Annotated in this window: 25 protein-coding genes; 9 read left to right on the top strand and 16 right to left on the bottom strand. The window is 66.4% G+C overall.

Annotated features, from left to right (window positions below; translation table 11 throughout):
• Window position 1 precedes the first annotated feature (1 nt).
• Genes fliM through fliR form a run of 6 tightly spaced genes read left to right on the top strand, consistent with a single transcriptional unit; the run spans window position 2 to window position 3,803 of the window.
• Complete coding sequence (fliM, locus tag AC6CR5_RS03115; RefSeq protein WP_498085261.1) at window positions 2-1,009, top strand: flagellar motor switch protein FliM; 1,008 nt, start codon at window positions 2-4, stop codon at window positions 1,007-1,009.
• On the top strand, window positions 1,002-1,559 hold the full coding sequence (fliN, locus tag AC6CR5_RS03110) for a flagellar motor switch protein FliN (RefSeq protein ID WP_038503373.1): 558 nt from the start codon (window positions 1,002-1,004) through the stop codon (window positions 1,557-1,559). The genes fliM and fliN overlap by 8 nt, the downstream gene beginning before the upstream one ends.
• 13 nt (window positions 1,560-1,572) lie before the next feature.
• Window positions 1,573-1,896 (top strand): flagellar biosynthetic protein FliO, encoded by a 324-nt coding sequence (gene fliO / locus AC6CR5_RS03105; protein ID WP_006384758.1) that lies wholly within the window; start codon window positions 1,573-1,575, stop codon window positions 1,894-1,896.
• Window positions 1,897-1,918: 22 nt separating this feature from the next.
• Entirely contained in the window at window positions 1,919-2,701 is a 783-nt protein-coding gene (fliP, locus tag AC6CR5_RS03100; protein ID WP_020927351.1) for a flagellar type III secretion system pore protein FliP, read from the top strand.
• 9 nt (window positions 2,702-2,710) lie between these two features.
• On the top strand, window positions 2,711-2,980 hold the full coding sequence (gene fliQ, locus AC6CR5_RS03095) for a flagellar biosynthesis protein FliQ (RefSeq protein ID WP_006385233.1): 270 nt from the start codon (window positions 2,711-2,713) through the stop codon (window positions 2,978-2,980).
• Between the two features lie 34 nt (window positions 2,981-3,014).
• On the top strand, window positions 3,015-3,803 hold the full coding sequence (gene fliR / locus AC6CR5_RS03090) for a flagellar biosynthetic protein FliR (RefSeq protein ID WP_006385234.1): 789 nt from the start codon (window positions 3,015-3,017) through the stop codon (window positions 3,801-3,803).
• A 103-nt stretch (window positions 3,804-3,906) separates the two neighbouring features.
• Here fliR and AC6CR5_RS03085 read toward each other — a convergent pair whose 3' ends face one another.
• The 16 genes from AC6CR5_RS03085 to flgB form a co-directional block, all read right to left on the bottom strand.
• Window positions 3,907-5,502 carry a methyl-accepting chemotaxis protein gene (locus AC6CR5_RS03085; protein WP_054444993.1) on the bottom strand — a complete coding sequence of 532 codons (1,596 nt, stop codon included), beginning with the start codon at window positions 5,500-5,502 and terminating at the stop codon, window positions 3,907-3,909.
• A 323-nt stretch (window positions 5,503-5,825) separates the two neighbouring features.
• Window positions 5,826-7,556: a methyl-accepting chemotaxis protein gene (locus AC6CR5_RS03080; protein ID WP_006385236.1), complete on the bottom strand. Its 1,731-nt coding sequence runs from the start codon at window positions 7,554-7,556 to the stop codon at window positions 5,826-5,828.
• A 136-nt stretch (window positions 7,557-7,692) separates the two neighbouring features.
• A complete protein-coding gene (locus tag AC6CR5_RS03075; protein WP_020927348.1) occupies window positions 7,693-8,166 on the bottom strand; it encodes a hypothetical protein in 474 nt (157 codons plus the stop codon).
• Between the two features lie 29 nt (window positions 8,167-8,195).
• Window positions 8,196-10,067, bottom strand: a complete 1,872-nt coding sequence (locus tag AC6CR5_RS03070; RefSeq protein WP_045953120.1) for a methyl-accepting chemotaxis protein — start codon at window positions 10,065-10,067, stop codon at window positions 8,196-8,198.
• 114 nt (window positions 10,068-10,181) lie between these two features.
• Window positions 10,182-12,098, bottom strand: coding sequence for a methyl-accepting chemotaxis protein (locus AC6CR5_RS03065; RefSeq protein ID WP_054504917.1), 1,917 nt, complete (start codon window positions 12,096-12,098; stop codon window positions 10,182-10,184).
• Window positions 12,099-12,238: 140 nt separating this feature from the next.
• Window positions 12,239-13,498 (bottom strand): flagellar hook-associated protein FlgL, encoded by a 1,260-nt coding sequence (flgL, locus tag AC6CR5_RS03060; RefSeq protein WP_020927344.1) that lies wholly within the window; start codon window positions 13,496-13,498, stop codon window positions 12,239-12,241.
• Window positions 13,499-13,546: 48 nt separating this feature from the next.
• On the bottom strand, window positions 13,547-15,223 hold the full coding sequence (gene flgK / locus AC6CR5_RS03055; RefSeq protein ID WP_020927343.1) for a flagellar hook-associated protein FlgK: 1,677 nt from the start codon (window positions 15,221-15,223) through the stop codon (window positions 13,547-13,549).
• A 73-nt stretch (window positions 15,224-15,296) separates the two neighbouring features.
• A complete protein-coding gene (gene flgJ / locus AC6CR5_RS03050; RefSeq protein WP_054473800.1) occupies window positions 15,297-16,280 on the bottom strand; it encodes a flagellar assembly peptidoglycan hydrolase FlgJ in 984 nt (327 codons plus the stop codon).
• A 5-nt stretch (window positions 16,281-16,285) separates the two neighbouring features.
• Window positions 16,286-17,422 (bottom strand): flagellar basal body P-ring protein FlgI, encoded by a 1,137-nt coding sequence (locus AC6CR5_RS03045; protein WP_006385242.1) that lies wholly within the window; start codon window positions 17,420-17,422, stop codon window positions 16,286-16,288.
• 2 nt (window positions 17,423-17,424) lie between these two features.
• Window positions 17,425-18,117, bottom strand: a complete 693-nt coding sequence (locus tag AC6CR5_RS03040) for a flagellar basal body L-ring protein FlgH (protein WP_006385243.1) — start codon at window positions 18,115-18,117, stop codon at window positions 17,425-17,427.
• Window positions 18,117-18,902, bottom strand: coding sequence for a flagellar basal-body rod protein FlgG (gene flgG, locus AC6CR5_RS03035; protein WP_006385244.1), 786 nt, complete (start codon window positions 18,900-18,902; stop codon window positions 18,117-18,119). The genes AC6CR5_RS03040 and flgG overlap by 1 nt, the downstream gene beginning before the upstream one ends.
• Window positions 18,903-18,971: 69 nt before the next feature.
• Entirely contained in the window at window positions 18,972-19,733 is a 762-nt protein-coding gene (locus AC6CR5_RS03030) for a flagellar basal body rod protein FlgF (protein ID WP_006385245.1), read from the bottom strand.
• Window positions 19,734-19,771: 38 nt separating this feature from the next.
• Entirely contained in the window at window positions 19,772-21,259 is a 1,488-nt protein-coding gene (locus AC6CR5_RS03025; protein WP_047992760.1) for a flagellar hook-basal body complex protein, read from the bottom strand.
• Between the two features lie 71 nt (window positions 21,260-21,330).
• Complete coding sequence (locus AC6CR5_RS03020) at window positions 21,331-22,026, bottom strand: flagellar hook capping FlgD N-terminal domain-containing protein (protein WP_020927338.1); 696 nt, start codon at window positions 22,024-22,026, stop codon at window positions 21,331-21,333.
• Window positions 22,027-22,086: 60 nt separating this feature from the next.
• Window positions 22,087-22,506: a flagellar basal body rod protein FlgC gene (flgC, locus tag AC6CR5_RS03015; RefSeq protein ID WP_006385248.1), complete on the bottom strand. Its 420-nt coding sequence runs from the start codon at window positions 22,504-22,506 to the stop codon at window positions 22,087-22,089.
• A 22-nt stretch (window positions 22,507-22,528) separates the two neighbouring features.
• Window positions 22,529-22,936 (bottom strand): flagellar basal body rod protein FlgB, encoded by a 408-nt coding sequence (gene flgB / locus AC6CR5_RS03010; protein WP_006385249.1) that lies wholly within the window; start codon window positions 22,934-22,936, stop codon window positions 22,529-22,531.
• Window positions 22,937-23,104: 168 nt separating this feature from the next.
• On the opposite strand from flgB, the gene flgA reads away from it, so the two are divergent.
• The 3 genes from flgA to AC6CR5_RS02995 all read left to right on the top strand — a co-directional run bounded on the left by flgA (window position 23,105) and on the right by AC6CR5_RS02995 (window position 24,752).
• Window positions 23,105-23,818, top strand: a complete 714-nt coding sequence (gene flgA / locus AC6CR5_RS03005) for a flagellar basal body P-ring formation chaperone FlgA (protein ID WP_047992805.1) — start codon at window positions 23,105-23,107, stop codon at window positions 23,816-23,818.
• A 127-nt stretch (window positions 23,819-23,945) separates the two neighbouring features.
• Window positions 23,946-24,239 carry a flagellar biosynthesis anti-sigma factor FlgM gene (gene flgM / locus AC6CR5_RS03000; protein WP_006385251.1) on the top strand — a complete coding sequence of 98 codons (294 nt, stop codon included), beginning with the start codon at window positions 23,946-23,948 and terminating at the stop codon, window positions 24,237-24,239.
• Between the two features lie 36 nt (window positions 24,240-24,275).
• Window positions 24,276-24,752: a flagella synthesis protein FlgN gene (locus tag AC6CR5_RS02995; protein WP_026385116.1), complete on the top strand. Its 477-nt coding sequence runs from the start codon at window positions 24,276-24,278 to the stop codon at window positions 24,750-24,752.
• Window positions 24,753-24,824: the final 72 nt, after the last annotated feature.

Genomic DNA, 24,824 nt, shown 5'->3' with positions numbered 1-24,824 from the left:
CATGGCCTACGAGGCGTTTCTTTCGCAGGACGAAGTCGACGCGCTGCTGGCCGGCGTCACGGGCGAGAGCGACAGCAAAAAGGAATCCGCGGGCCCCAACGACGGCGCCCGCGCCTATGACCTGAGCTCGCCGGACCGCGTGGTGCGCCGGCGCATGCAGACGCTGGAGCTCATCAACGAACGTTTTGCGCGGCAGATGCGCAGCGTGCTGTTGAACTTCATGCGCCGCAGCGCCGACATCACCGTCGGTTCCATCAAGATCCAGAAGTACGCGGACTTCGAACGCAACCTGCCGGTTCCCAGCAACCTGAACATGGTGCAGATGAAGCCGCTGCGCGGCACCGCCCTGTTCACCTATGACCCGAACCTGGTGTTCCTGGTCATCGACAGCCTGTTCGGCGGCGATGGCCGCTACCACACGCGCGTCGAAGGCCGCGACTTCACCACCACCGAGCAGCGCATCATCCGGCGCCTGCTCAACCTGACCCTGGAAAGCTACGGCAAGTCCTGGGATCCCGTCTATCCGATCGAATTCGACTACGTGCGCTCGGAGATGCACACCAAGTTCGCCAGCATCACCGGCAACAATGAAGTGGTGATGGTCACCTCCTTCCACATCGAATTCGGCGCGACCGGCGGCGACCTCAACATCTGCCTGCCCTACTCCATGATCGAGCCGGTGCGCGACCTGCTCACGCGGCCGCTGCAGGAAACCACGCTCGAGGAAGTCGACCAGCGCTGGTCGCAGCAGCTCTCGCGCCAGGTGCGCAGCGCCGACATCGACGTGGTCGCCGAATTCGCCCGCATTCCGTCCAGCATCCGCGAACTGATGCGCATGAAGGTCGGCGACATCCTGCCCGTGGATGTGCCGCAGACCGTCATCGCCCACGTCGACGGCGTGCCGCTGATGGAATGCGGCTACGGCGTCTTCAACGGCCAGTACGCCCTGCGCGTGCAAAACATGTTTACCCACGATACCGAATCAAACGAGGCCCCCGACCATGACTGACAAGAACGAGCCCGGCTCCGGCTCGTCCCCGGCCGACGACTGGGCCGACGCGCTCGCCGAACAATCCCGCGCCAATCCGCCCACCCAGGCGGACGGCCTGAAGCCCGCCCAGGACGACTGGGCCGCCGCCATGGCCGAGCAGACCGCGGCCACGCCGCCCGCGGCCGCCGCGCCGGCGCCCGCTGCTGCTGCTCCGGCCGCACCGGCCCCCGCCGCGCCTGCCGCCCAATCAGCCGCGCAATCGGTGTTCAAGCCGCTGGCCGGATCGGCCGCCGGCAATGGCACCGACATCGACCTGATCATGGACGTGCCCGTCCAGCTGACGGTGGAACTGGGCCGCACCCGCCTGACCATCAAGAACCTGCTGCAACTGGGCCAGGGCTCGGTGGTGGAGCTGGACGGCCTGGCCGGCGAACCGATGGACATCTTCGTCAACGGCTACCTGATCGCCCAGGGCGAAGTGGTGGTGGTGGAAGACAAGTACGGCATCCGCCTGACCGACATCATCACCCCGTCCGAACGCATCAACCGCCTCAACAACCGCCGTTGAAGCCACGCCCGTGATGAACGATTCCGCCCTGCTGCGCGTCATCATCGGCCTGGTGCTGGTGCTGGCGGCCATCCTGGCCGCGGCCTGGCTGGCGCGCCGCGCCGGCCTGACGCAGCGCGGCGGCGGCAACCTGCTCAAGCAGGTCGCCAGCCTGCCGATCGGCGCGCGGCAGAGCATCGTCGTCGTCGAGATCGAGAACACCTGGGTGGTCGTGGGCGTCAGCCCCGGCCAGCTCAACACCCTGCATACCCTGCCCGCCGGCGAACTGCCGCAGGCCGCGCCCTTGCCCACCGCCGCCTTCGCGGCCAAACTGGGCCAGGCGCTCAAGCGCCGCTAGCCGGCGCGCGCGTTTTCACACCATGAGCTTGCCCAACTCCCCTCGCGCCCGCCGCGGCGCGCTGCCCCTGCTGGGCGCCGCCGCCCTGCTGGGCCTGGCCCTGTTCCCCGCCGGCGTGGTGGCGCAGGCGACGCTGCCGGCCCTGACCGCGACGCCGGGCCCGGGCGGTTCCGAAACCTATTCGCTCAGCATGCAGACGCTGCTGCTGATGACGTCGCTGTCGTTCCTGCCCGCGGCGCTGCTGATGATGACCGGCTTCACCCGCATCATCATCGTGCTCGGCCTGCTGCGCAGCGCCATGGGCACGGCCATGTCGCCGCCCAACCACGTGCTGATCGGCCTGGCGCTGTTCCTGACCTTCTATACGATGTCGCCGGTGTTCGACAAGATCTACACCGACGCCTACAAGCCGCTGTCCGAGGGCTCGATCCAGTTCGAGGCCGCGGTCGAGCGCGCCGCCGGTCCGCTGCGCACCTTCATGCTGCACCAGACCCGCGAGAACGACCTGGCGCTGTTCGCCAACCTGGCCAAGCAGCCGGCGCTGGAAGACCCCTCGCAGGTGCCGCTGCGCATCCTGGTGCCGGCCTTCATCACCAGCGAACTCAAGACCGCCTTCCAGATCGGCTTCACCATCTTCATTCCGTTCCTGATCATCGACCTGGTGGTGGCCAGCGTGCTGATGGCGCTGGGCATGATGATGGTGCCGCCCGTCACCGTGGCGCTGCCGTTCAAGCTGATGCTGTTCGTGCTGGCCGACGGCTGGAACCTGCTGATGGGCTCGCTGGCCCAGAGCTTCTACCAATAGGGAATCGCCATGACCGCCGAAACCGTCATGACCATGACCTACCAGGCGATGAAGATCGCGCTGGCGATGGCGGGTCCGTTGCTGGTCATCACCCTGATCGTGGGCCTGGTGATCAGCATCTTCCAGGCGGCCACCCAGATCAACGAAATGACCCTGTCGTTCATCCCGAAGCTGCTGGCCATGTGCGGCGTGCTGGTGCTGCTGGGTCCGTGGCTGATCGGCATCATGGTCGACTACATCCGTCAGTTGATCGGCCAGATTCCCGGCCTGGTGTCGTAGCGGCGCGCGCCGCCGCACTCCGGGACGCGCCCGCATGTTTTCCTTCACCATCGAACAGCTCAATGGCTGGATCGGCCAGTTCCTCTGGCCGTTCGTGCGCATCCTGGCGCTGGTGGGCACCGCTCCCCTCTTCTCCGAATCCACCGTTCCCGTCAAGGTCAAGATCGGCCTGGCCTTCGTGCTGGCCGTGGCCGTCAGCCCTGCGCTCGACCCGGCGCCGCCAATCGCGCCCGGCTCGTTCGCGGGCCTGTGGATGGTGATGCAGCAGGTGCTGATCGGCATCGCCATGGGCTTCACGATGCGGCTGGTGTTCGCGGCGGTGCAGACCGCCGGCGAATTCGTCGGCCTGCAGATGGGCCTGTCGTTCGCCTCGTTCTTCGACCCCAGCACGGGCGCCAACACCGCCGTGCTGTCGCGTCTGTTCAACATCGTCGCCATGCTCACTTTCCTGGCGCTGGACGGCCACCTGCTGGTGCTGGCGGCCCTGGTACGGTCGTTCGACACGCTGCCGGTGGCCGCGATCCAGCTGCACCAGAACGGCTGGGGCGTGGTGGTGGAATGGGGCAAGACCGTGTTCGTATCCGGCCTGCTGCTGGCGCTGCCGCTGATCTGCGCGCTGCTGACCATCAACCTGGCCATGGGCATCCTGAACCGCGCCGCGCCGCAGCTGTCGGTGTTCTCGGTGGGTTTCCCCGTCAGCCTGATCGTCGGCGTGGTGCTGCTGACCGTGGTGCTGCCGAACTCCGGCCCCTTCCTGGAATCGTTGTTCGAATCCGGACTGTCGGCCATGAGCCGGGTGACCGACGCGCTGGCGGGACGCTAGCTTCCGGCGACACGCCGGCAAGTTCGGCACGGATTCCCGGCCGCCTTGGCGGGCGCATAAAAAAAAAGGCCCGCGCGGGCCGTTTTTTTCGATGGCGCAGACGTCACTGCTGTCCGGTCAGGCGGAACACCCGGATGGTCTCGCGCAACGCGCCCGACTGGTTGCCCAGTTGCAGCACCGCCCCGCCCAGCTCCTGCACCAGCGCCGTGTTCTGCACCGTCATCACGTCCATTTGCGACACGGCGCTGTCGACCTGCTCGATGCCGCTGGACTGCTCCTGCGAGGCCTGCGAGATCTCGCCGATGATGTCGGTGACGCGATGCACCGCATCGACGATCTCCTGCATCGTCGCGCCCGCCTGCTCGGCCTGCGCCGAGCCTTCGCTGACGCGCTCGACGGAGTCCTCGATCAGGCCCTTGATCTCCTTGGCGGCTTGCGCGCTCTTCTGCGCGAGGCTGCGGACCTCCCCTGCCACCACCGCGAAGCCCTTGCCGGATTCGCCGGCGCGCGCCGCTTCCACCGCCGCGTTCAGCGCCAGGATGTTGGTCTGGAAGGCAATGCCCTCGATGATGCTGACGATGTCGACGATCTTGCGCGAGCTGTCCGAAATGCCATGCATGGTGTTGACCACCTGCCCCACCGCCACGCCGCCGCGCCGCGCCACGTCCATGCTGCTGGCGGCCAGTTGGTTGGCCTGCCGCGCATTGTCCGCGTTCTGCCGCACGGTGGAGGTCAGCTGTTCCATGCTCGCCGCCGTCTGTTGCAGCGAGGCGGCCTGGCCTTCGGTGCGGCCCGCCAGTTCCTGGTTGCCGCGGGCGATATGCACCGCCGCCTGCGTGGTGCCTTCGATGCCGCGGTACACGTCCTGGGCGATGCCGACCAGGCTCTTGCGCATGACTTCCAGCGAGAAATTCAGGCTGCCGATCTCGTCGTCGGACTCGGCCACGATCTGGGTGGTGAGGTTGCCCGCGGCAACCTGGCGCGCCATGTTCGCGGCCTCGACCATGGGATCCAGCAGCGACCGGCTCAGGCGCCAGCCCAGCGCGAAGATCCCGGCCACGCCCAGCGCCAGCAGTCCACAAGCCACCCCGGCGCCGGTCGCGTCCAGCGTATCCCAATTGGCCCGCAGGCCATAGACGCCCGCCGCCACCACGATACCCGAGGACAGCAGCGCGTGGCGGAACATGCGGCCGCGCACATTGCGCCGGAACGGGAAGGCCAGCAAGTCCAACCCGCGGCGCCAGCCCGCCCGCACCGGGCGGCCGCGCAGGATGCGCACGCCACGGGCGCGGCCTTCGCGCATGCGCGCGTAGAGTTCCTCGGCCATTTCGATCTGGGCGTCGCTGGGCCGCACCCGCACCGACGAATACGCCACCACCTCGCCGTTCTCGACGATCGGCGTGGCGTTGGCCAGCACCCAGTAGTAGCCGCCGTCCTTGCGGCGATTCTTGACCAGGCCCAGCCAGGATTCACCCGCCTGCAGGGTACGCCACAGGTCCGCGTAGGCTTCCGGCGGCATGTCCGGATGGCGGACGACGTTGTGAGCCTTGCCGATCAGTTCCTCGCGCGAAAAGCCGCTGACTTCGATAAAGGCCGGATTCGCGTAGAGGATGCGACCCTTGGTATCGGTGCGTGAGATCAGGTATTGATCTTCGCGCAGCTTGGTTTCCACATCATTGACAGGAAGGTTCACACGCACAGCGGGTCTCCGTTACATCGTATGGGGCGGCGAACGGTCAGCCACGGCGGGCGTCGGGCCTGGCGCCCGGCCGCTATCCACCCGTCCGGCCTCGCGACGTGCGCATGCCGATGCCGTGCGGTCCTGCCGAAATTTTTCGCCGCCCGTATTTTGGGCGTTATGACTATGAACGGCAATATTTTCGAAAACTTAAGCCATCGAGGTATAAGGTCCGACCGGCGGACAGCATTCGACCCGGCGTCCGCGAACGGGCGTCGGGTCGGCTGGGGTGACGGCCGTTGCGGCCGCGCGCCTTGTCCGACGGGGCGCCGGCCCCGTCTGGATCAGTCTTGCGTCAGGGTCGGAGCCTGATAGCCGCCCAATTGCTGGGCCGGCACTTCGATGACCTCACCGGCGTTGATCTTGAACACCGCCACGGCTTCGGCCAGGCGCTGCGCCTGCTCCTGCAGCGAACCGGCCGCGGCCGCCGCCTCTTCCACCAGCGCCGCGTTCTGCTGCGTCACTTCGTCCATCTGCGACACCGCGCGGTTCACCTGGTCGATGCCGCTCGATTGCTCCTCGGACGCCGCCGAGATCTCGCCCATGATGTCCGTCACACGCTTGACCGACGCCACGATCTCCTGCATCGTCGCGCCCGCGCGCTCGACCTGCTGCGAACCGGCGCCCACCTTGCTCACCGAGTCCTCGATCAGGCCCTTGATCTCCTTGGCCGCCTGCGCGCTGCGCTGCGCCAGCGAGCGCACTTCGCCCGCCACCACCGCGAAGCCCTTGCCCTGCTCGCCCGCGCGAGCCGCTTCCACCGCCGCGTTCAGCGCCAGGATGTTGGTCTGGAACGCGATGCCGTCGATCACCGACACGATTTCCGAGATCTTGCGCGAGCTGGCCGAGATGCCCTGCATCGTGTTGACCACCTCGGCCACCGCCGAACCGCCGCGCTCGGCAACGTCCGACGCGCTGGCCGCCAGCTGGTTCGCCTGGCGCGCGTTGTCGGCGTTCTGCTTGACCGTCGAGGCCAGCTCTTCCATCGAGGCCGCGGTTTCCTCCAGCGAAGCCGCCTGCTCTTCGGTGCGGCTGGACAGGTCGGTGTTGCCGGCCGAGATCTCGCGCGAACCGACCGTGATTTCATCGACGCCGCGGCGCACCGTGGATACGGTGCGGGTCAGGCTTTCCTGCATGCGCTTGAGGGCCGCGAACAGCTGGCCGATCTCGTTGTGCGAACGCACCTCGACGCGGCTGGTCAGGTCGCCCGCGGCGATCTTGTCGAAATGCTGGCCAGCCTCGACCAGCGGGCGCACCACCAGGCGGCCAAACAGCACCCGGCAGAACACCATCAGCGCCAGTGCCAGCGCCACCGCAACCGCCACGGCAACCATGGCACGGTTGAAATTGGCCTCGGCCTGGTCGATCGTGGCCTGCTGCTGGGCGTCGATGTACTTGCTGAACTCGGCGATGGCCTCGATGAAGGCCGCGCTGCGGGGCGTACCGTACTCGTTGTTCACCATGTAGAAAGTGGAATAGTCCTCGCTGCGCAGCGCCTCGACCATGGTGTCGACGCCGTCATCGATATACGAGCGGTAGCGGCGGACCAGGTTCATCGACAGCTGGCGGCCGGTGTCGTCCTGCAGCATGTTCTTCTGGAATTCCGCGAAACGGCTGCGCACGCCCGTCAACAGATCGGTGGCGCCCTTGAGCGCGGCGGCGGCGTCGCGCGCCGAGTTCTCGCCACTGCCCCAGCCGGATTCCTGCAGGTGGCGGGCGGCGACCATCAGGCTGACGCGGGCGCGCAGCATGTCGCTGTTGATGACTTCAACCTGCTTGGCGCGTTCGGTCAGCTCATTGACCTGGCGGATCGATTCATAGTTGTGCTGCAGGAAGAAGGCAGCCAGTCCGCCCACAGCCGCGATCAACACGGCGAAGAACGCCATCACCCACAGCAGCATCGTGCCGACGCGGGCATCGCGCAGCCTCATCTTGCGTTTCACCTTGGGCGCGCGCGCGGCCTTTTTCTTACCGACCTTGCCGGACTTCGCTCCGGATTCCAGACTCGCTTCCATATTCTTTCCCCATCCCTCAGGTACAGCTCTGACCAAATGAAAAACCACCCTGGCGCGCCATCCTTGCGGAGCGGGCACGCTTCAGGGCGACGTACGCGCCGGCCCGGGGGCCGGCACGCTCTCCGCGGAACGGGGCCTATCGCCCCTGGCGCGTCGGTTCGGGCGGCGCAGCCGGCACCGGAATGACGATGGTTTCCACCTGGGGGGCCGGCGCCGGCTGCTGCGCCCATTCCTGACTGGCGTCAGGCGCGGGCGCGGGGCCGAGCAGTTTCTGGCGTTCCCAGGGTTCCAGCAGAATATTGGTGCTGTCGACGAGGCGCATCAGGCGGCCGTCCGGGCCGAACTGCAGCAGCGCTTCCTTGCGGCTGTACAAGCCGTCGGCGACAAACGTGATCTTGAAGGACCAGAGGGCGAGGAAGGTGCCGTCGGTCTGTTTGTAGAACTTGTCAGGAGGCGCGGTAAGCGCCCGCGAGGCCTCTTCCAGCGTCGTCTGCCCGGGGGTCAGCGTCGACAGCTTGCCCGGGTCGAAATTGTGGCCCGTCGCCGCGCAGCCCGTGATCAGCGCCGTGATCGCCGCTGCTGCCAGAAGATGTTGTAGATAGCCTCGCATACCTGCCCATTTACCGGTCTCGACCGGCGTCAAAAAGATTCCCAGTCATCGTCGGCCGGCGCCTGGCGGCGGGTGGCCGCCGGCGCCGGCTTGGCGTCGTTGGCCGCCGCGCGGGGGGCCGGGCGGCGCGGCGGACGCGCCGCGCTGGCCGCCTCCGCCGTCGCCGTCTTGGCGCGCGGCGCGCTGTGCGTCAGGCGCGCCGCGGGCGCGGTCTGGCGTGCCGCGGGTGCGGCGGCTGTCGGGGCCGGCGCCGGCGTCGGCGCAACCGTTTCAGCTTGCGGCGCGGCAACCCGCGGCGCACTGCGGTGCTGCGCCAGTTGGCGCGCCGGCACCTCGATCACGTCGCCCGCGTTGATCTTGAACACCGCCACCGCCTCGGCCAGGCGCTGCGCCTGTTCCTGCAGCGAACCGGCCGCGGCCGCCGCCTCTTCCACCAGCGCCGCGTTCTGCTGCGTCACTTCGTCCATCTGCGACACCGCGCGGTTCACCTGGTCGATGCCGCTCGATTGCTCCTCGGACGCCGCCGAGATCTCGCCCATGATGTCCGTCACCCGCTTGACCGAGGCCACGATCTCCTGCATCGTCGCGCCCGCGCGCTCGACCTGTTGCGAACCGGCACCCACCTTGCTCACCGAGTCCTCGATCAGGCCCTTGATTTCCTTGGCCGCCTGCGCGCTGCGCTGCGCCAGCGAGCGCACTTCGCCCGCCACCACCGCGAAACCCTTGCCCTGCTCGCCGGCGCGGGCCGCTTCCACCGCCGCGTTCAGCGCCAGAATGTTGGTCTGGAACGCGATGCCGTCGATCACCGACACGATTTCCGAGATCTTGCGCGAGCTGGCCGAGATGCCCTGCATCGTGTTGACCACTTCGGCCACCGCCGAACCGCCGCGCTCGGCAACGTCCGACGCGCTGGCCGCCAGCTGGTTCGCCTGGCGCGCGTTGTCGGCGTTCTGCTTGACCGTCGAGGCCAGCTCTTCCATCGAGGCCGCGGTTTCCTCCAGCGAGGCCGCCTGCTCTTCGGTGCGGCTGGACAGGTCGGTGTTGCCGGCCGAGATCTCGCGCGAACCGACGTTGATCTCGTCCACGCCGCGGCGCACGGTCGCCACGGTGCGCGCCAGGCTTTCCTGCATGCGCTTGACGGCAGCCATCAGCACGCCGATCTCGTTGGTCGACTGGACATCGACGCGCGTGGTCAGGTCACCGCCGGCGATCCGGTCGAAGCTCTCGCCGACCATACGCAACGGACGCAGCACCACGCGGTTCATGAACAGGAACGCGCCCAGCGAGACCGCCAGGATCACCAGCACCAGCGCCAGATACACATAGGTCATGACCGCGCCATTGGCGCGCGACGACGCCACCTGCTCTTCGCTGTAGGCGGTGATCGTGTTGGCGAATTCGGTCAGCTGCTTGGAGAACGCGCCGCTGGCCGCGGCGGTCTTGGTGTTCTTCAGCTTGAGGTACTCGGCATTGTCGCCGCGGTCCAGGGCGCCCAGCATGGCCTGCAGGCCTTCGGCAAAGCCATTGAACGACGCCAGCAGCTGCCCTTCGGCCTCGCGGCCGATATCGGTGGTTTTCGGAATGGCCTTGAAACGTTCGAGCTTGGCTTTGCCATCCGTCAGCAGTTGCTGCACGATGCGCGTGTTCTCGGCGGCCCCCGCCTTGTCACCGGCCGCCCGCTGCGCGGCGGCGATGTCGGCACGGATGGTGGCGCGCAGCATCTGCACGTAAGAGTCCTTGACCAGATTGCTCTGTTGGACACTCAGGCTATCCAAAGCGTTGATCGCTTCGGCGTTGGATCGCATGCTGCTCCAACCCAGGGCAATGGCAACCAGCGCGGCCACGGCAACTGCCAATTGGGCAAGCATCAAGCCCGTGCGCACCTTCAGATTGCTTAACATTTTCCGATATTTCCGGTAACCGTCGGGGCGACACGCTGTCGTCGCCCCGCCGTAAAAGGGATGTGTTTTCTACTGCCTATTCAATGCATTGCAATACACCGGCGGATCACTCCGTCAGAAGGACTCCCAATCGTCGTCGGCCGGCGGCGCACGGCGGGCAGCCGACGGTGCCGGTTTGACGGGTTTGACATCGGTGGCATCGGAGGTCTTGACGACCGGCCGGCGCAGGGGCCTGGCCGCCGTCGCGCCGCTGTTGGCCGTCGGTCGGGCACGGACCGGCTGGGCCAGCCGCGGCGCCGGCGCCGCGGGCGGCGTCACCGGGGAATGATCCGGCTCTGCCGCGGGTTCCGGCTTGGCAGCCGCCTGAGCGGCAGGCTTGGCGGTCCTGGCGGCCGAAACCTGCGCTTCGGTCTGCGCTGCGGCAACCCGCGGCGCACTGTGTTGCTGCGCCAGCTGGCGCGCCGGCACCTCGATCACGTCGCCCGCGTTGATCTTGAACACCGCCACCGCTTCGGCCAGGCGCTGCGCCTGTTCCTGCAACGAACCGGCCGCGGCCGCCGCCTCTTCCACCAGCGCCGCGTTCTGCTGCGTCACTTCGTCCATCTGCGACACCGCGCGGTTCACCTGGTCGATGCCGCTCGATTGCTCCTCGGACGCCGCCGAGATCTCGCCCATGATGTCCGTCACCCGCTTGACCGAGGCCACGATCTCCTGCATCGTCGCGCCCGCGCGTTCGACCTGTTGCGAACCGGCGCCCACCTTGCTCACCGAGTCCTCGATCAGGCCCTTGATCTCCTTGGCCGCCTGCGCGCTGCGCTGCGCCAGCGAGCGCACTTCGCCCGCCACCACCGCGAAACCCTTGCCCTGCTCGCCGGCACGGGCCGCTTCCACCGCTGCGTTCAGCGCCAGGATGTTGGTCTGGAACGCGATGCCGTCGATCACCGACACGATTTCCGAGATCTTGCGCGAGCTGGCCGAAATACCCTGCATCGTGTTGACCACCTCGGCCACCGCCGAACCGCCGCGCTCGGCAACGTCCGACGCGCTGGCCGCCAGCTGGTTCGCCTGGCGCGCGTTGTCGGCGTTCTGCTTGACCGTCGAGGCCAGCTCTTCCATCGAAGCCGCGGTTTCCTCCAGCGAGGCCGCCTGCTGCTCGGTGCGGCTGGACAGGTCGGTATTACCCGCCGAAATCTCGCGCGAACCGACGTTGATTTCGTCCACGCCGCGGCGCACGGTCGCCACCGTACGGGTCAGGCTCTCCTGCATGCGCTTGATGGCGGCGAACAGTTGGCCGATTTCATTGGTGCTGCGCACCTCGATACGGCCGGTGAAGTCACCGCCCGAGATCTTCTCGAAATGATCACCCGCCTCGTGCAGGGGCTTGAGCACCGTGCGGTTGATGAATATCCAACAGCCGATCGCCAACACCAATGCGATCACCAGCAAGGCGATGGTGACGCTGCGAGATACGCCGTGGTCGACCGCTGCCTGCGCCGCGAACTCGTCGGTGCGCTTGTCGATGAAGCTGAGGTAGTTATCGACAGCTTCGCGGAACTTGGTATTGACGTTGCTGGCGGAGTCATTCAGGTTCAGATAGTCCTGTATCGCCATATTGGACAGCGCGGCCGCCTGCCCCTTGAGGACGGTGTCGTACTCCTTGAGCGCGGCTTCCAGCGCCTGGCCGAGCGCTTCCGTGCCCTCCAGCGGCGGCGCCTTGCGGAAGGCATCCATCATCTTGAAGGCATCCTGCATCAGGCCTTCGGAACGCTTGGCCTGCGCGGCCGCCTGTTCGGTCTTGCCCTGCTGCATGTCCATCAACGACGTGGACAACAGCAGGCGCGCGCGCAGGAACACGGTGTAGGCGCGGTTGAGCGGCACCGCCCGGTCCGTATAGGCGCTGTTGATCTGGTCCAGCTTGGTGTTGCTGGAATTCAAGCCCATCCAGGCCACGCCATTGGACAGGAACATGGCACCCGTGAAGAGCAACAACACCAGAATGATGCAGGTGCGAACTTTCAAATTGACAAGCATGAAATACCCGACGTTATGCGAGGTGAAACGACAAAATTCCTACCCTGTACGCACACACGGACGCTCCGGTATCCACCGGAAGCGTCCGTAAGGGCGCGCAACATGCCGCGCCCATGGGCACGGCCTATGGACTCACCGCGTTATTTGCGGCTGAACAGACTGGATCCTTGAATGGTCATGAACGCGGCCGACGCGGCCTGCAAGGCCACCTGGCGCAGCGCCAGCTGGCTGGCGCCGGAGTAGTAGTCCAGGTCCTCGAGATCCGACAGCGACTTCGAATAGGACAGGCCCTTCTGCGTGCCGGTGGCGTCCAGCGCGTCCAGTTCGTTCATGCGGGCGCCCACCGACGCCGCGACCGTCTGCACGTTGTCGTAGTTGGTGGACAGCTTCTTGTTGGCCGTGGCCAGTTCGTTGTTCAGCTTGGCCAGGGCGACCGGGTCGCCGGCAATCGGCGAATCCAGCGTCTTGATGAGGCTGTCCAGCGTATTGAACATGTCCACGTCGGCCGACTGCACGCTCTGCACGTCGATCACGTCGCCGTTCTGGGGCGTGCCTTTGATCACCACCGACACGCCGCCGAAATCGATGGCGGCATCCGGCGTGTACACGGTCGGCGCGGCCGGCGGCGCCGGCGTGGTGACGGGCGGCACCGGCGGGTTGGCATTGGGATCGGTCGTGATGACGCGGTAGCCCATGTTGCCGGTGGCCGGATCCGATTCGAACTGCAGGCGGAAATCCTTGCCGATGTTGGGGCTGCCCGGCGTCACCGACACGGTGCTGAACTGGGCGGTGCCGGTGTTGGCCTGCGCGGCGGTGCTGACGTAGGCCTGCGAACCCGGGTTGGCGCGGTTGAAGATGTCGCTGCCGATGTCGCTGGTGGACATCTGGCGCGACTGGTCGACCTGCACGGTGCGTTCGCCCGTGGCGCCGCTGTAGACGATCTTGCCGTTGGTGTCCTGCGAATAGGGCACCACGCCGCCCTGGTAACCCGAGAACAGGTATTGGCCGTTGCCATCCGTGCTGTTGGCCAGGCCCAGCAGTGCGTCGCGGGCGTTCTTCAGGGCGGTGGACAGCGCCTGGCGGTCGCTGTCGGCGAAGGTGCCGTTGCCGGCTTGCACCACGCGGGTACGCACGTCGGCCAACGCCGTCGTGATGGAGTCCAGGACGTTGTTTTCCTGGCCGAGGTTGGTCTTCGCCGTGTTGCGGTTGAGCTGGTACGTCGAGTTCATGCTCTGCGTCTGCGCCACGTTGATCGCCAGCGAGGCGGACAGCGGATCGTCGGCCGGCGTCAGGAATTTCTTGCCGCTGCCCACCTGCTCGACCAGGCGGTTCATGTCGGATTCCTGAGCGAGGACGCCCTTCAGGCCGTTCGAATACATCATGGAGGTGCTCAGGCGCATGGGGAAGCTCCGATTTTTTCTTGATAGGTCACGATTTCAACGATCCGATCAGCCGCGCAGGCCCAGCAGCGTATCGAACAGCGTGCTGGCGACGTCGATGATGCGGGCGCTGGCCTGGTATTGCTCCTGGTAGAGCGACAGGCTCACGTATTCTTCGTTCAGGTTCACGCCCGAAACGGCCTGCTGCGCGGCGGTCTTCTGGGCGATGAGGTTCTTCTGCGCGGTGTTGGCCGATTGAATCTGCGCGGTCTGCACGCCGACGGTGTTGACCACCTGCCCGAACATCTCGGTGATGCTCATGGTGCCGTGGCCCAGCACCTTGGTGTTCTGCAGTTGCGCCAGCTTGAGCGCGTTCTTGCCGTTGGCGTCACCGCCCTCGGTGTCGGCCGCGGCCACTTTCTCCGGGTCGGTGATGATCACCTTGATGTCGCGCGCGGCATCGCGGGTGGGCGACAGCGCCCACTTGTCGCCAGCCTGCGGCGGCGAGTCGATCGTCAGCGTGACGCCCATCTCGGCGTTCAGGTCCAGGGTGGCGGTGGGCGGCGTGCCGGTGGCCGGGCCGTTGTAGACCTGGGTGCCTTCCGGCAGGCGCGTCACCATGTAGTTGGTGCCGTCGAAACTGATTTCGTAGTCTTTGGCGTTGATATTGTTCACGTTGGTGAACTCGCCGCTGATCTGCGCGCCGCTCTTGTTGCCGGCGTTCGGCACGCCTTGCGGCTTGCCGATGCTGAAGAAATCGGTGCCGGGATTGCCGGCGGTGTCCAGGCCCTGGCGGTGCTGCTCGTTGAACGACAGCGCCAGGCCCACGGCCATCTGGCCCAGTTGCGCCTGCATGAAGTCCAGCGAGGTGGCGCGGAACTGCAGCAGACCGCCCAGCTTGCCGCCGGTGACTTCGGCGTCGTTCAGCTCAACCGCCACGGTCTTGCCGCCGGAACCGGCCGGCAACGTATAGGCGATGACGGTGCGGCTGACGTCCTTGGCGGACGACACGGCCTGCAAGGGATAGACGGTGTCGCCCGACAGCAGCGCCTGGCCGCCCGAAGCCAGCGAGATGCTGAGCTTGTCGCCCTGCTCGTAGGTGGTGACGCCGATCAGCTGGTTCAGTTCCGACACGGCCTGGTCGCGCTGGTCCAGCAGGTCGTTGGGCGGATTGCCGCCGGCCTTGGCGCGGGCGGTGGAAATCTGGCTGTTCAGGTCGTTGATGCGGGTCAGGTAGCTGTTGACCTGTTCGACCGTGGTGGTGATCTGCGTGTTCAGGCCCAGGCGCTGGTTCTGCATTTCCTGGTAGGCCGAACGGATCTGGGTGGTCAGGCTGTTGGCCTTGCCCAGCAAGTCCTGGCGCGCGGCGGGATCCGCGGGCTTGCTGGCCACGGTATTCATGCTGGTGAAGAAATTGGTCAGCCCCGGGGCGATGCCCACGGTGCGGTCGGCGAACAGGTTGTTGACCTGCGACACCTGGTCGAGCTGCGCCTGCAGCTGGGCGCCGCTGCCCTGCGCGCCCACCAGTTGCTTGTACAGGAAGCTGTCGTAGCTGCGCACGACGGTGTCGACCTGGACGCCGCGGCCGATGTAGCCGTTGGTGGTGGCCTGGGCGCCGGCGGTCGAGATCATGACGCGCTGGCGGTTGTAGCCGACCGTGGTGGCATTGTTGATATTGTGGCCGGTGGTCGCCAGGCCTGCCTGGGACGCATTCAGCCCGCCCAACGCCAATTTATACAGATTCATGCTGACAATGCCCCGTATGTAACCGCAACTGATATGTCTGGATACCCGGTTAACGGCAACCGGCCGTCCAAATTTAGAGTCCTTCCAACATCTGGCGCGAAATATCCACCTTGGCGGCGGCGCCACGCAGCTGGCTCATGACACCGATCAATTTCTGCGCATACTGCGGATCGGTGGCATAGCCGGCGCTCTGGATGCGGCGGGCCGCCTCGATCTCGTTGCGCGCCTGCGTCACGGCTTCGTAGCGCGGGCTGTTGCCGATCAGGCGGGCGTAGTCGGCGAACGATTCCTCGTAGGACGAATAGGCCCGGAAAGGTTGCGTCACTTTTTTCGCGACACCGTCTTCGTATTCGGTGGTCAGCACGTTGACGACCTTGCCCTTCCAGCTGGGGCCGGCCTTGATGCCGAACAGGTTGTAGCTGGTGCGGCCATCCTCGTGCTTGATTTCGCGCTGGCCCCAGCCGGACTCCAGGGCCGCCTGGCCCATGATGAGGCGGGCCGGCACGCCGCTTTGCTGCGAGGCCAGCGTGGCCGCGCGCGACATCTTCGAGACGAAATTGATGACGTGCTCGGGCGCGCCCTCGGCCGCGGCCAGGGCGCGGTCGCTGGCGCGGTTGTTGCGCATCACGTCCATCAGCGCCGACACCTGCCGCGAGCCGCCGGTCTGGAAGTCCAGGTCGGTGCCCTGCCCCAGGCGCTGCACGGCCTCGGCCGGCAGATCGCCCGGCTTGCCCTGCTGCATCTGCGCCAGGATCGATTGCGACAGACCGATGCCGGGCGTGGCCAGGTGCAGCGCCAGCTGCTCATCGGCCATGGATTGCAGCATCTGCGTCTGCTGCGAGTCGAACAGCCCCTCTTTCGGGGTCGCCTCGCGCATGCGCTTGAGCATCATCTGCAGGAACAGCGCCTCGAACTGCTTGGCGACCTGCTTCTGCTGTTCGGTCCCGGGATTGGCCGGGTCCTTGGTCACATCGCGCTTCAGGTCCGACAGGCGCCCCATGTCGAACACGGAATCCTGGCGGCTGCCCAGGCGCGCGCTGTTGTTGGTGTACGCCATGGCGGTCAGATGATCTCGAGCTCGGCGCGCAAGGCGCCGGCGGTCTTCATGGCCTGCAGGATCGCCAGCAGGTCTTGCGGCGTGGCGCCCAGGGCGTTCAAGCCCTTGACCACGTCGGCCAGGTTGGCGCTGGTGGTGACGCGCTGCAGCGAGCCGTTGTCCTGGCGCACTTCGATCTGGGTATTCGGCACCACCACCGTCTGCCCTTCGGTGAACGGCGTGTCCGGCTGCGACACCTGGTTCTGGCGATTGATGATGACCGACAGGTTGCCGTGCGCCACGGCGGCCTCTTCGATCATGACCGTGCGGTTCATGACCACCGAGCCGGTGCGGGCATTGATGATGACCTTGGCCACGGTGGGCGCGCGCGTCACCTGAAGGTCCTCGACCTGCGACAGGAAGCGCGCCTGCGACGCCTGCTCCATCGGCGTGCGCACCTGCACCACCCGGCCATCCAGCGCGGTGGCGGTGCCCTGCCCGAACTTGCGGTTCAATGCGTTGACCACGTTCTGGGCGGTGCCGAAGTCGGTGTTGTTCATCTCCAGGTAGATGTAGCCGTCGCGCGCGAAGGTGGTCGGCACGCCGCGCTCGACGATCGCGCCGCCGCTGATGCGGCCGCCGTTGAGCTGGTTGATCTGCACGCTGGAACCGCCAGCCGAGGCGCCGGCGCCGCCCACAAGGATGTTGCCCTGGGCGATCGCGTAGACCTGGCTGTCGGCGCCCTTGAGCGGCGTCATCAGCAGCGTGCCGCCGCGCAGGCTCTTGGCGTTGCCCATGGACGACACCACCACGTCCAGCGTCTGGCCGGGCCGGGCGAAGGCCGGCAGGGTCGTCGTCACCATGACGGCCGCCACGTTCTTGAGCTGCATGTTGCTGCCGGCGGGCACGGTGATGCCCAGCTGCGACAGCATGTTGGTCAGGCTCTGCTGCGTGAACGGGGTCTGGCGCACCTGGTCGCCGCTGCCGTCCAGGCCCACCACCAGGCCATAACCGATCAACTGGTTGCCGCGCACACCCTGGATGGAAGCCAGGTCCTTGAGCCGTTCGGCATGCGCCGCCGAAGCGCCGGCCAACAGCCCCGCCGCGACACAGACGCGCGCCAGCAGGGACAGCAAGGCGGAAATCGGAGTGGGTTGTTTCATGTTCAGAACGGCGAAGCGATCAGGAAGAAGCGTTGCAGCCAGCCCATGGTCTGGACCTCGTCCATGACGCCCTTGCTGCGGTATTCGATACGGGCATCGGCCACCTGGGTGGACGACACGGTGTTCGTCCCGGTGATCGAGCGCGGATCAACCACGCCCGAGAAGCGCACGTATTCGCTGCCGCGGTTGATGGCGATCTGCTTTTCACCGGCCACCTGCAGGTTGCCGTTGGACATCACCCCCACCACGGTGGTGGTGATGGTGCCGGTGAAGGCATTGTTGGCGGTGCTGTCGCCCTTGCCCTGCGCCACGTTGCCGCCCTTGGCGTCGGTGTTCAGGTTGGCATTGGCCCAGCTGTCCATGAAGGACGGCGCGGCCGTGATGCCCAGGCTGGCGCTGCCGCTGCGGTTGGTGTTGGTGGCGACGTTCTTGGAGGCGTTGGTCTTTTCGTTCAGCACGATGGTGACGATATCGCCAACATTGCGCGGACGGCGGTCCTCGAACAACGGGTAATTGCCGTAAGTCGTGGGCTGGTAGATCGAACCGGTGGGCTGCGCCGCCGGCATCGGCGGCGGCGGCGGCGCCGCCGTCGTCGGCCCGGTCACGATGGGTTCGGGCGGGATCATGGCGCAACCGGCCACCAGCAAAGCCAGGGCAGCACTCGAAACCAGACGCAGGACAGACGACATGGGCATCACAGTTGGGTCAGGCGGGCCAGCATTTCGTCCGAGGTCTTGACGGCCTTGCTGTTCATTTCGTAGGCGCGCTGGGTCGTGATCATGTTGACCAGTTCCTCGGCGACGTTCACGTTGGAAGTTTCGACGTAGTTCTGCATGAACGTGCCGGCGCCGTCCACGCCGGGCTGCAACAGGTTGGCCGGACCCGAGGCGTCGGTTTCCAGGTACAGGTTCTCGCCCACGCTCTGCAGGCCCGTGGGGTTGATGAAGGTGGCGATCTGCAACTGGCCGATCTGCACGTTGACGCCGGCCGCGCCCGGCTGCGTCACCGAGACGATGCCGTCCTTGCCGATGGAGATCGACAGGGCGTTGTCGGGCACGTTCATGGGCGGCTGGATCACGTAGCCGCTGACGGTGGTCAGCTGGCCGTTCTGGTCGCGCTGCAGCGCGCCGTCGCGCGTATAGGCCTGGGTGCCATCGGGCAGCTCGACCTGCAGGAAGCCGCGGCCATTGATCGCCACGTCCAGCTCGCCGCCGGTGTTGTTCAGGCCGCCGGTGGTGTGGATGCGCTCGGTGGCGGCCACGCGGGCGCCGGTACCGAGCTGCAGGCCCGACGGCAGCTGCGTCGCGTCGCCGACCTGGGCGCCGGGCTGGCGCAGGGTCTGGTACATCAGGTCCTGGAACACGGCGCGGCCACGCTTGAAGCCGTTGGTCGCGACGTTGGCCAAGTTGTTGGAAATCACGTCCATCGAGGTCTGTTGACCTTCCAGGCCCGTCTTGGCAATCCACAGCGAACGCATCATGATGAAGTACTCCTGGTGCGGCGGCCCGGCCGCGCGCGAAAATTATTTGGTTCGGATCGGCTGACCGGATCAGGAAACCGAGAGGATGCCGTTGGCGCGTTCGGCGTTGCGATCCGCCTGCTGCACCACCTGCATCTGCTGCTCGAAGCGGCGGGCGTTTTCGATCATGCCCACCATCGCCGCCATGGGATTGGTATTGCTGCCTTCCAACACGCCCGACAGCACCCGCAGGCTGGGATCGGCCGGCACCGGCGGGGCCGGCTGGCCGTTGACCGGCGCCAGGCGGAAGACGCCGTCGTCGCCATGCACCAGTTGCGCCTCGGGCGGGTTGGCCAGCTTGATGCGGCCCAGGTTGAGGATGTTGTTGGGCGCGTCGCCGGCGCCGATGGCGGTGATGGTGCCGTCCGAGGTGATCGTCAGCGCGGCCTGGTCGGGCACGTCGATGATGCCGTTCTGGTCGGACATCACCGGCTGGCCCAGCGAGGTCTGCAGCAGGCCGTTCACGCCCACCTGCAGGCTGCCGGCGCGGGTATAGGCCTCGCCCTGCGGGGTCTGCACCGCGATCCAGCCGTTGGAGCTGGCCAGGGCCACGTCCAGGTCGCGGCCGGTGGTCTGCATATTGCCCATTTCGAAGTTGTTGCGGGGCGTCGACGCCACCGTCGAGACACGCGTCGGCAGGCTCACGCCGTCATTCACCGGAACCGACCGGTACAGCGCGATCTGCTCGCGAAAGCCCGGCGTGTTCACGTTGGCCATGTTGTTGGAGAGCGCGGCCTGGTGCTCCGTGATCCGCGCTGCGCCATTCATGGCGGTGTAGATGATTCGATCCATTGCCTATTCCGTCGGTGTCGTCGCGTGCCCGTCAGGCATTACTTCAGGTTCATCAGGACTTGCATGATCTCGTCCTGGGTCTTGATGGTCTGCGAGTTGGCCTGGTAGGTGCGCTGGGCGATGATCATGTTGACCAGCTCCTTGCTCATGTCGACGTTGGACGACTCGGTCGCCTGGCCCACCACCTTGGACAGGCCGTTGCTGCCCGGCTGGCCGAGGATCGGCTGGCCCGACGTGGCGGTTTCCTTCCAGGCGTTGTTGCCCACCGGCTGCAGGCCCTGCAGGTTGGCGAAGTCGGCCAGCACGATGGTGCCGACGATCGAGGTCTCGCCGTTGGTGTATTGCGCCACCAGGCTGCCGTCGGCGCCGATGTTGATGCCGCGGAATTCACCCGAGGTGTAGCCGTCCGGCACGGCCTTGAGCGCGTAGGCGCTGCCGTACTGGGTGGTGCCGGCATAATTCACGGAGACAGCCAGCGGATCGGCCGGCGTGGTGCCGCCGCCCGGGGCCGCGAACGACAGGTTGACCGTGGTGGCGCTGGTCATCACGCCCGCCTTGTTGAAGGTGAACTGGGTCGGGTTGCCCCACACGCCGCCCGTCTCGGTGGTCGGCGCCATGGCCTGGCCGTCAATCGAGTAATAGACGTCGTAGACGCTGTTGCCCGCGGCGTCGGCGGCGCGCTTGACGAAATACTGCATCACCTGGTGCGAGTTGCCCAGCGAGTCGTAGACCGTCATGGGCGAGGCGTTGGTGTAGCTGGTGGTGACCTTGGGGTCGAACGGCTTGCCGACCTCCGTCACGGCCGCGGTGTAGTCCTTGTAGCCGGGCACCTGGGCCAGGTTGCCGGTCGTGACGGCGCCGGCGGCGTCGATCGTGATCAGGTTGGGCGCGGCGCCATAGGTGCCGGCCGGCGGCTGGTTCACCCAGACGATGTTGCCGGTTGCGTCGCGCGTGAAGTTGTATTGCGTAGCGGGCGACGGCGGCGTGTCGCCGGTCATCGTCACCGAGCCGTTCACGGCCGGCGCGGTCACCGTGTCGACCTGGTAGATGACCTTGGCGTTGGCGTCCAGGTTGGCGACCGTGGTGGCCGTGGTGGTAGCCTTGGGCGCGACGTTGGCGGTCGGCAACTGCAGTTCGACCGGGTTGGCGCCGATCGCGCCCGCGGGGTAGCCGGTCAGGCGATAGCCCTGCGCGTTGACGATGAAGTTGTTCTTGTCGACCAGGAATTCGCCGTTGCGCGTGTACATGATCGCGCCGCTCTCGTCCGTGACGCGGAACATGCCCTTGGCGCCATCGATGGCGATGTCGTATTCGCCGCCACCGCCGTTGACCGTGCCCACCGTGAAACGCTGGGTGATGGCCGCCACCTTGGTGCCCAGGCCGACGCGCGAACTGGCGTAGACGTCGGCGAACGAGGCGGTCGACGACTTGAAGCCGACGGTGCCCGAGTTGGCGATGTTGTTGCCGATGACGTCCAGGTTCTGCGCCGCGGCGTTCAAGCCGCTCAATCCTTGTCCGAAGCCCATGTTTTCTCTCGCTGATCTCTAAATTTTGAAACCGCCGCCGTGGCGCCGGCTGATAATCAAACCGGCCCGCTTCAGCCGATCACCTTGCGCACGTCCAGCATGCTGGTCTGGCCATCCAGGCCCATGTCCAGGCGCAGGCCGTTGGTGGAGTACGCCACGCTCTTGACCTTGCCGTACTTCAGTACTTCGGCGGCCACCTTCTTGTCGTCGCCGTCCGTGGCCAGGACGGACACGGTGTACGCGCCCGCGTCCAGCGCCACGCCGGCGTCGTTCTTGCCGTCCCAGTCCAGCGTGTACACGCCGGCCTTCTGCTCGCCCAGTTCGATGGTGCGCACGACCGCGCCGTTGCTGTCGGCAATGCGCACCTGCACCTTGACCGCATCCTTCTGCAGATCGATGCCGTAGGGCGTGACCACGCGCTCGGCGGGATTCTCGGTACTGACGCCCACCTTGACGTTCGAGCCAGGCACCAGCACGCCCTTGCCGATCATCGCCACGGCGTTCATCGATTGCGACACGTCGATCTGGCCGCTGATGGCCAGCATGGTGTTCTTGAGATTGGTGATGCCTTCCACCGTGGAGATCTGCGCCAGCTGCGAAGTCAGCTCGGCGTTCTGCATGGGGTTCAGCGGATCCTGGTTCTTGAGCTGCGTCACCAGCAGCTTCAGGAACTGGTCCTGCAGGCCCTGCGCGGTACTGGCGCTGTTGGCGCCGGTTTGCGCCAGGCCCATGGCGGTCTTGCTTGTGGTTTGGTCGACAGTGGTCATGAGTTCGCTTGATCAGGAGTCATTTCCGCGCGGGCGGCGCGGGCGCGCAGAGTTCTTGAATCAGGATTGGCCGATGGTGAGCGTCTTCTGCATCAGGCTCTTGGCGGTGTTCAGCACCTCGACGTTGGCCTGGTACGACCGCGACGCCGCGATCATGTTGACGGTTTCCGCCACGGGGTCGACGTTGGGCATGCTGACATAGCCCTGGGCGTCGGCCAGCGGATGCTTGGGGTCGTAGACCTGCTTGAGCGGAGACTGGTCCACCACCACGCCGGCCACCCGCACGCCGCCGATCTCGCGGCCCAGCGCCTGACCGGCCGGCGGATTGACCTGGAACACCACCTGGCGGGCGCGGTACGGCTGGCCGTCCGGGCCGACCACGCTGTCTGCGTTGGCCATGTTGCTGGCCGCCACGTTCATGCGCTGCGATTGCGCGCTCAGCGCCGAACCGGCGATATCGAAAATGCTCAACAAGGACATTGCCTGCGGTTCCCTATGAAAATCAATCCTGGATGGCGGCCATCATGGTGCGGATACGCCCCGACAGCAGCTGCATCGTGCTTTGGTAGTGCAAGGTGTTGTCGGCGAACTGGACCCGTTCGATGTCCATGTCGACCGTGTTGCCGTCCATGCTGGGCTGGTAGGGCAGCCGGTACAGCATCTGGGTCGGCCCTTCGGACACGGCCTTCGCCGGGATGTGCCGCGCCGAGGTCAGCGTCAGCGACGTGTCGGGCAGGCGCTTGGAGCCTTCCATGGCGTTCTGCATCGCCGCCTTGAAATCAAAATCGCGCGCCTTGTAGTTCGGCGTGTCGGCGTTGGCGATGTTCGAGGACAGCACTTCCTGGCGCTGCGCGCGCAGCCCCAGGGACTGCTGGAAGAAGCGGAAATCTTCGTTAAGCCGGTCTAGCATCGGGTCGCCTTCAATACGGATGAAACCCGGGACAGCGGACGCACCGTTATCCCATTGGATGACGGCATCATAGGGTCGGGTGGCACAACACAATCAGCCAAATAACCCGTCATTTCTCATCCAATTCACGTATTGCCAAGCGACGCGGCCTTCTACAATTCAGACATCATGAAATCCCCCGCAAACCTCCGCGCGCGCGCCGCCTGCCTGGCCGCCCTGCTGCTGGCTCCCGTTGCCGCGGCCCGGGCGCAAGAGGCCGCCGTCCAGGCGCCCGAGGCCATCACCATCGCCGCGCGGGCCTATTTGCTGGAACAACTGGCCGGCCTGCCCGGCGAGCCTTCGGTCGCCATCGACCCGCCCCGGGCCGAACGGCTGGCCCCTTGCGATGCATTGTCCCCATTTATGCCGTCAGGCATGAAGCTCCGTTCGCGCATGACGGTGGGCGTGCGCTGCAACGGCCCCAAGGCCTGGACCACCTATGTGCAGGCCACGGTCAGCGTGCCGGGCCATTACTATGTCGCCTCGCGCATGATCGCGGCAGGCCAGGCCCTGACGCCCGCCGACCTCGCCCCGCGCGACGGCGACCTGGTGGCCCTGCCCCCTGGCGTCATCACCAATCCCCAGACCGTGGTCGGCATGACGGCGGCCTACCGCATCAATGCCGGCCAGCCAGTCAAGGGCGCCGCGCTGCGCAATGCCCAGTCGGTGGTGCGCGGCTCGAATGTGCGCATCAACGCCCGCGGCAAGGGTTTCGTGGTCAGCAGCGAAGGCCAGGCGCTGGACAATGCGGCGCCCGGCGCCACGGTCCAGGTGCGCACGGCCAGCGGACAGGTGGTCAGCGGCGTGGTGCGCAACGCGGGGTTGGTCGAAATACAACTATAGGTACTGTTACATATCGCGTTGCGGCCAGGCGCCGCCTACCCTAAAGTTCCTTCCGACCTTGTCGTTACAGAGGCATAAGTAGGCGGATCCGTCGCAAATCGACCCAGGACGCCCTGCGGAGAAAACCTTGAAAATCAATTCGACCACCAACCGGCCCATCTCGGCCGACGCCGTCAGCCCTCGCGCCGAATCCTCGGTCGCCCAGGCCTACGGCGCCGGCGGCGGCAGCGGCGCCAGCAGCTCGCAAGTCGCGCTGAGCTCGGCCTCGCGCAAAATGCTCGCCCTGCAGGACGGCTCGAACGACATCAACGTCGAACGTGTCGCGGCCATCCGGGCGGCCATCGCCTCGGGCCAGCTCAAGATCGACACCAGCCGCATCGCCGACGGCCTGATCGCCAGCGCCCGCGACCTGCTGAAGTAACCCCATCGCCTTCCGACCGTACGCCAGAGCATGACCATGAGCCCAGTCGAGTCCCTGCAAGCCTGCCTGCGGCAGGAAGACACCTTGATCACCGAGTTTTCTTCCATCCTCGAAGAAGAGACCAAAGTGCTGGTCGGGCCGGGCAACGTCGACGCGCTGCATGACATCACCGAACGCAAGAGCCAGGTCGCCCAGCAGCTGGTCGACCTGAGCCAGACGCGCGACGGCCTGCTGGCCGAGATCGGCCTGCCCGCCGGGCACGCCGGCACCGAACAGGCCGCCGTACTGCATCCGCAGCTGTCCGGCGTCTGGCAGGCACTGCTGGCCAAGTCCGCCTCCGCCAACGAGATCAACCTGCGCAATGGCGCCCTGATCGACGTGCACCTGCGCTACACCCAGCAATCGCTGGACGCGCTGCGCAACCTGGGCGGCATGGGCGGCCCGTCCACCTACGACGCGCAGGGCCGCGGGGCCCGCGCCACGCCGGGCCGCAAGTCGATCGTCGCCGGCTAGCCTCTCCCTGCTTCAAAAACAAACAGCCCGCATCCGCGGGCTGTTTGCTTTCGAGGCCCCGCAGGGCATGCG

It is taken from the genome of Achromobacter sp. EG18, assembly GCF_059759395.1.
The sequence above is the reverse complement of the archived record's forward strand: the minus strand, read 5'-3'. Positions and strand labels throughout refer to the sequence as shown.

Coding starts and splice junctions, on each gene's coding strand:
- fliM (WP_498085261.1), top strand. CDS start 2: ATGGCCTACGAGGCGTTTCTTTCGCAGGACGAAGTCGACGCGCTGCTG.
- fliN (WP_038503373.1), top strand. CDS start 1,002: ATGACTGACAAGAACGAGCCCGGCTCCGGCTCGTCCCCGGCCGACGAC.
- fliO (WP_006384758.1), top strand. CDS start 1,573: ATGAACGATTCCGCCCTGCTGCGCGTCATCATCGGCCTGGTGCTGGTG.
- fliP (WP_020927351.1), top strand. CDS start 1,919: ATGAGCTTGCCCAACTCCCCTCGCGCCCGCCGCGGCGCGCTGCCCCTG.
- fliQ (WP_006385233.1), top strand. CDS start 2,711: ATGACCGCCGAAACCGTCATGACCATGACCTACCAGGCGATGAAGATC.
- fliR (WP_006385234.1), top strand. CDS start 3,015: ATGTTTTCCTTCACCATCGAACAGCTCAATGGCTGGATCGGCCAGTTC.
- AC6CR5_RS03080 (WP_006385236.1), bottom strand. CDS start 7,556: ATGGAAGCGAGTCTGGAATCCGGAGCGAAGTCCGGCAAGGTCGGTAAG.
- AC6CR5_RS03075 (WP_020927348.1), bottom strand. CDS start 8,166: ATGCGAGGCTATCTACAACATCTTCTGGCAGCAGCGGCGATCACGGCG.
- AC6CR5_RS03070 (WP_045953120.1), bottom strand. CDS start 10,067: ATGTTAAGCAATCTGAAGGTGCGCACGGGCTTGATGCTTGCCCAATTG.
- AC6CR5_RS03065 (WP_054504917.1), bottom strand. CDS start 12,098: ATGCTTGTCAATTTGAAAGTTCGCACCTGCATCATTCTGGTGTTGTTG.
- flgL (WP_020927344.1), bottom strand. CDS start 13,498: ATGCGCCTGAGCACCTCCATGATGTATTCGAACGGCCTGAAGGGCGTC.
- flgK (WP_020927343.1), bottom strand. CDS start 15,223: ATGAATCTGTATAAATTGGCGTTGGGCGGGCTGAATGCGTCCCAGGCA.
- flgJ (WP_054473800.1), bottom strand. CDS start 16,280: ATGGCGTACACCAACAACAGCGCGCGCCTGGGCAGCCGCCAGGATTCC.
- AC6CR5_RS03045 (WP_006385242.1), bottom strand. CDS start 17,422: ATGAAACAACCCACTCCGATTTCCGCCTTGCTGTCCCTGCTGGCGCGC.
- AC6CR5_RS03040 (WP_006385243.1), bottom strand. CDS start 18,117: ATGCCCATGTCGTCTGTCCTGCGTCTGGTTTCGAGTGCTGCCCTGGCT.
- flgG (WP_006385244.1), bottom strand. CDS start 18,902: ATGATGCGTTCGCTGTGGATTGCCAAGACGGGCCTGGAAGGTCAACAG.
- AC6CR5_RS03030 (WP_006385245.1), bottom strand. CDS start 19,733: ATGGATCGAATCATCTACACCGCCATGAATGGCGCAGCGCGGATCACG.
- AC6CR5_RS03025 (WP_047992760.1), bottom strand. CDS start 21,259: ATGGGCTTCGGACAAGGATTGAGCGGCTTGAACGCCGCGGCGCAGAAC.
- AC6CR5_RS03020 (WP_020927338.1), bottom strand. CDS start 22,026: ATGACCACTGTCGACCAAACCACAAGCAAGACCGCCATGGGCCTGGCG.
- flgC (WP_006385248.1), bottom strand. CDS start 22,506: ATGTCCTTGTTGAGCATTTTCGATATCGCCGGTTCGGCGCTGAGCGCG.
- flgB (WP_006385249.1), bottom strand. CDS start 22,936: ATGCTAGACCGGCTTAACGAAGATTTCCGCTTCTTCCAGCAGTCCCTG.
- flgA (WP_047992805.1), top strand. CDS start 23,105: ATGAAATCCCCCGCAAACCTCCGCGCGCGCGCCGCCTGCCTGGCCGCC.
- AC6CR5_RS02995 (WP_026385116.1), top strand. CDS start 24,276: ATGAGCCCAGTCGAGTCCCTGCAAGCCTGCCTGCGGCAGGAAGACACC.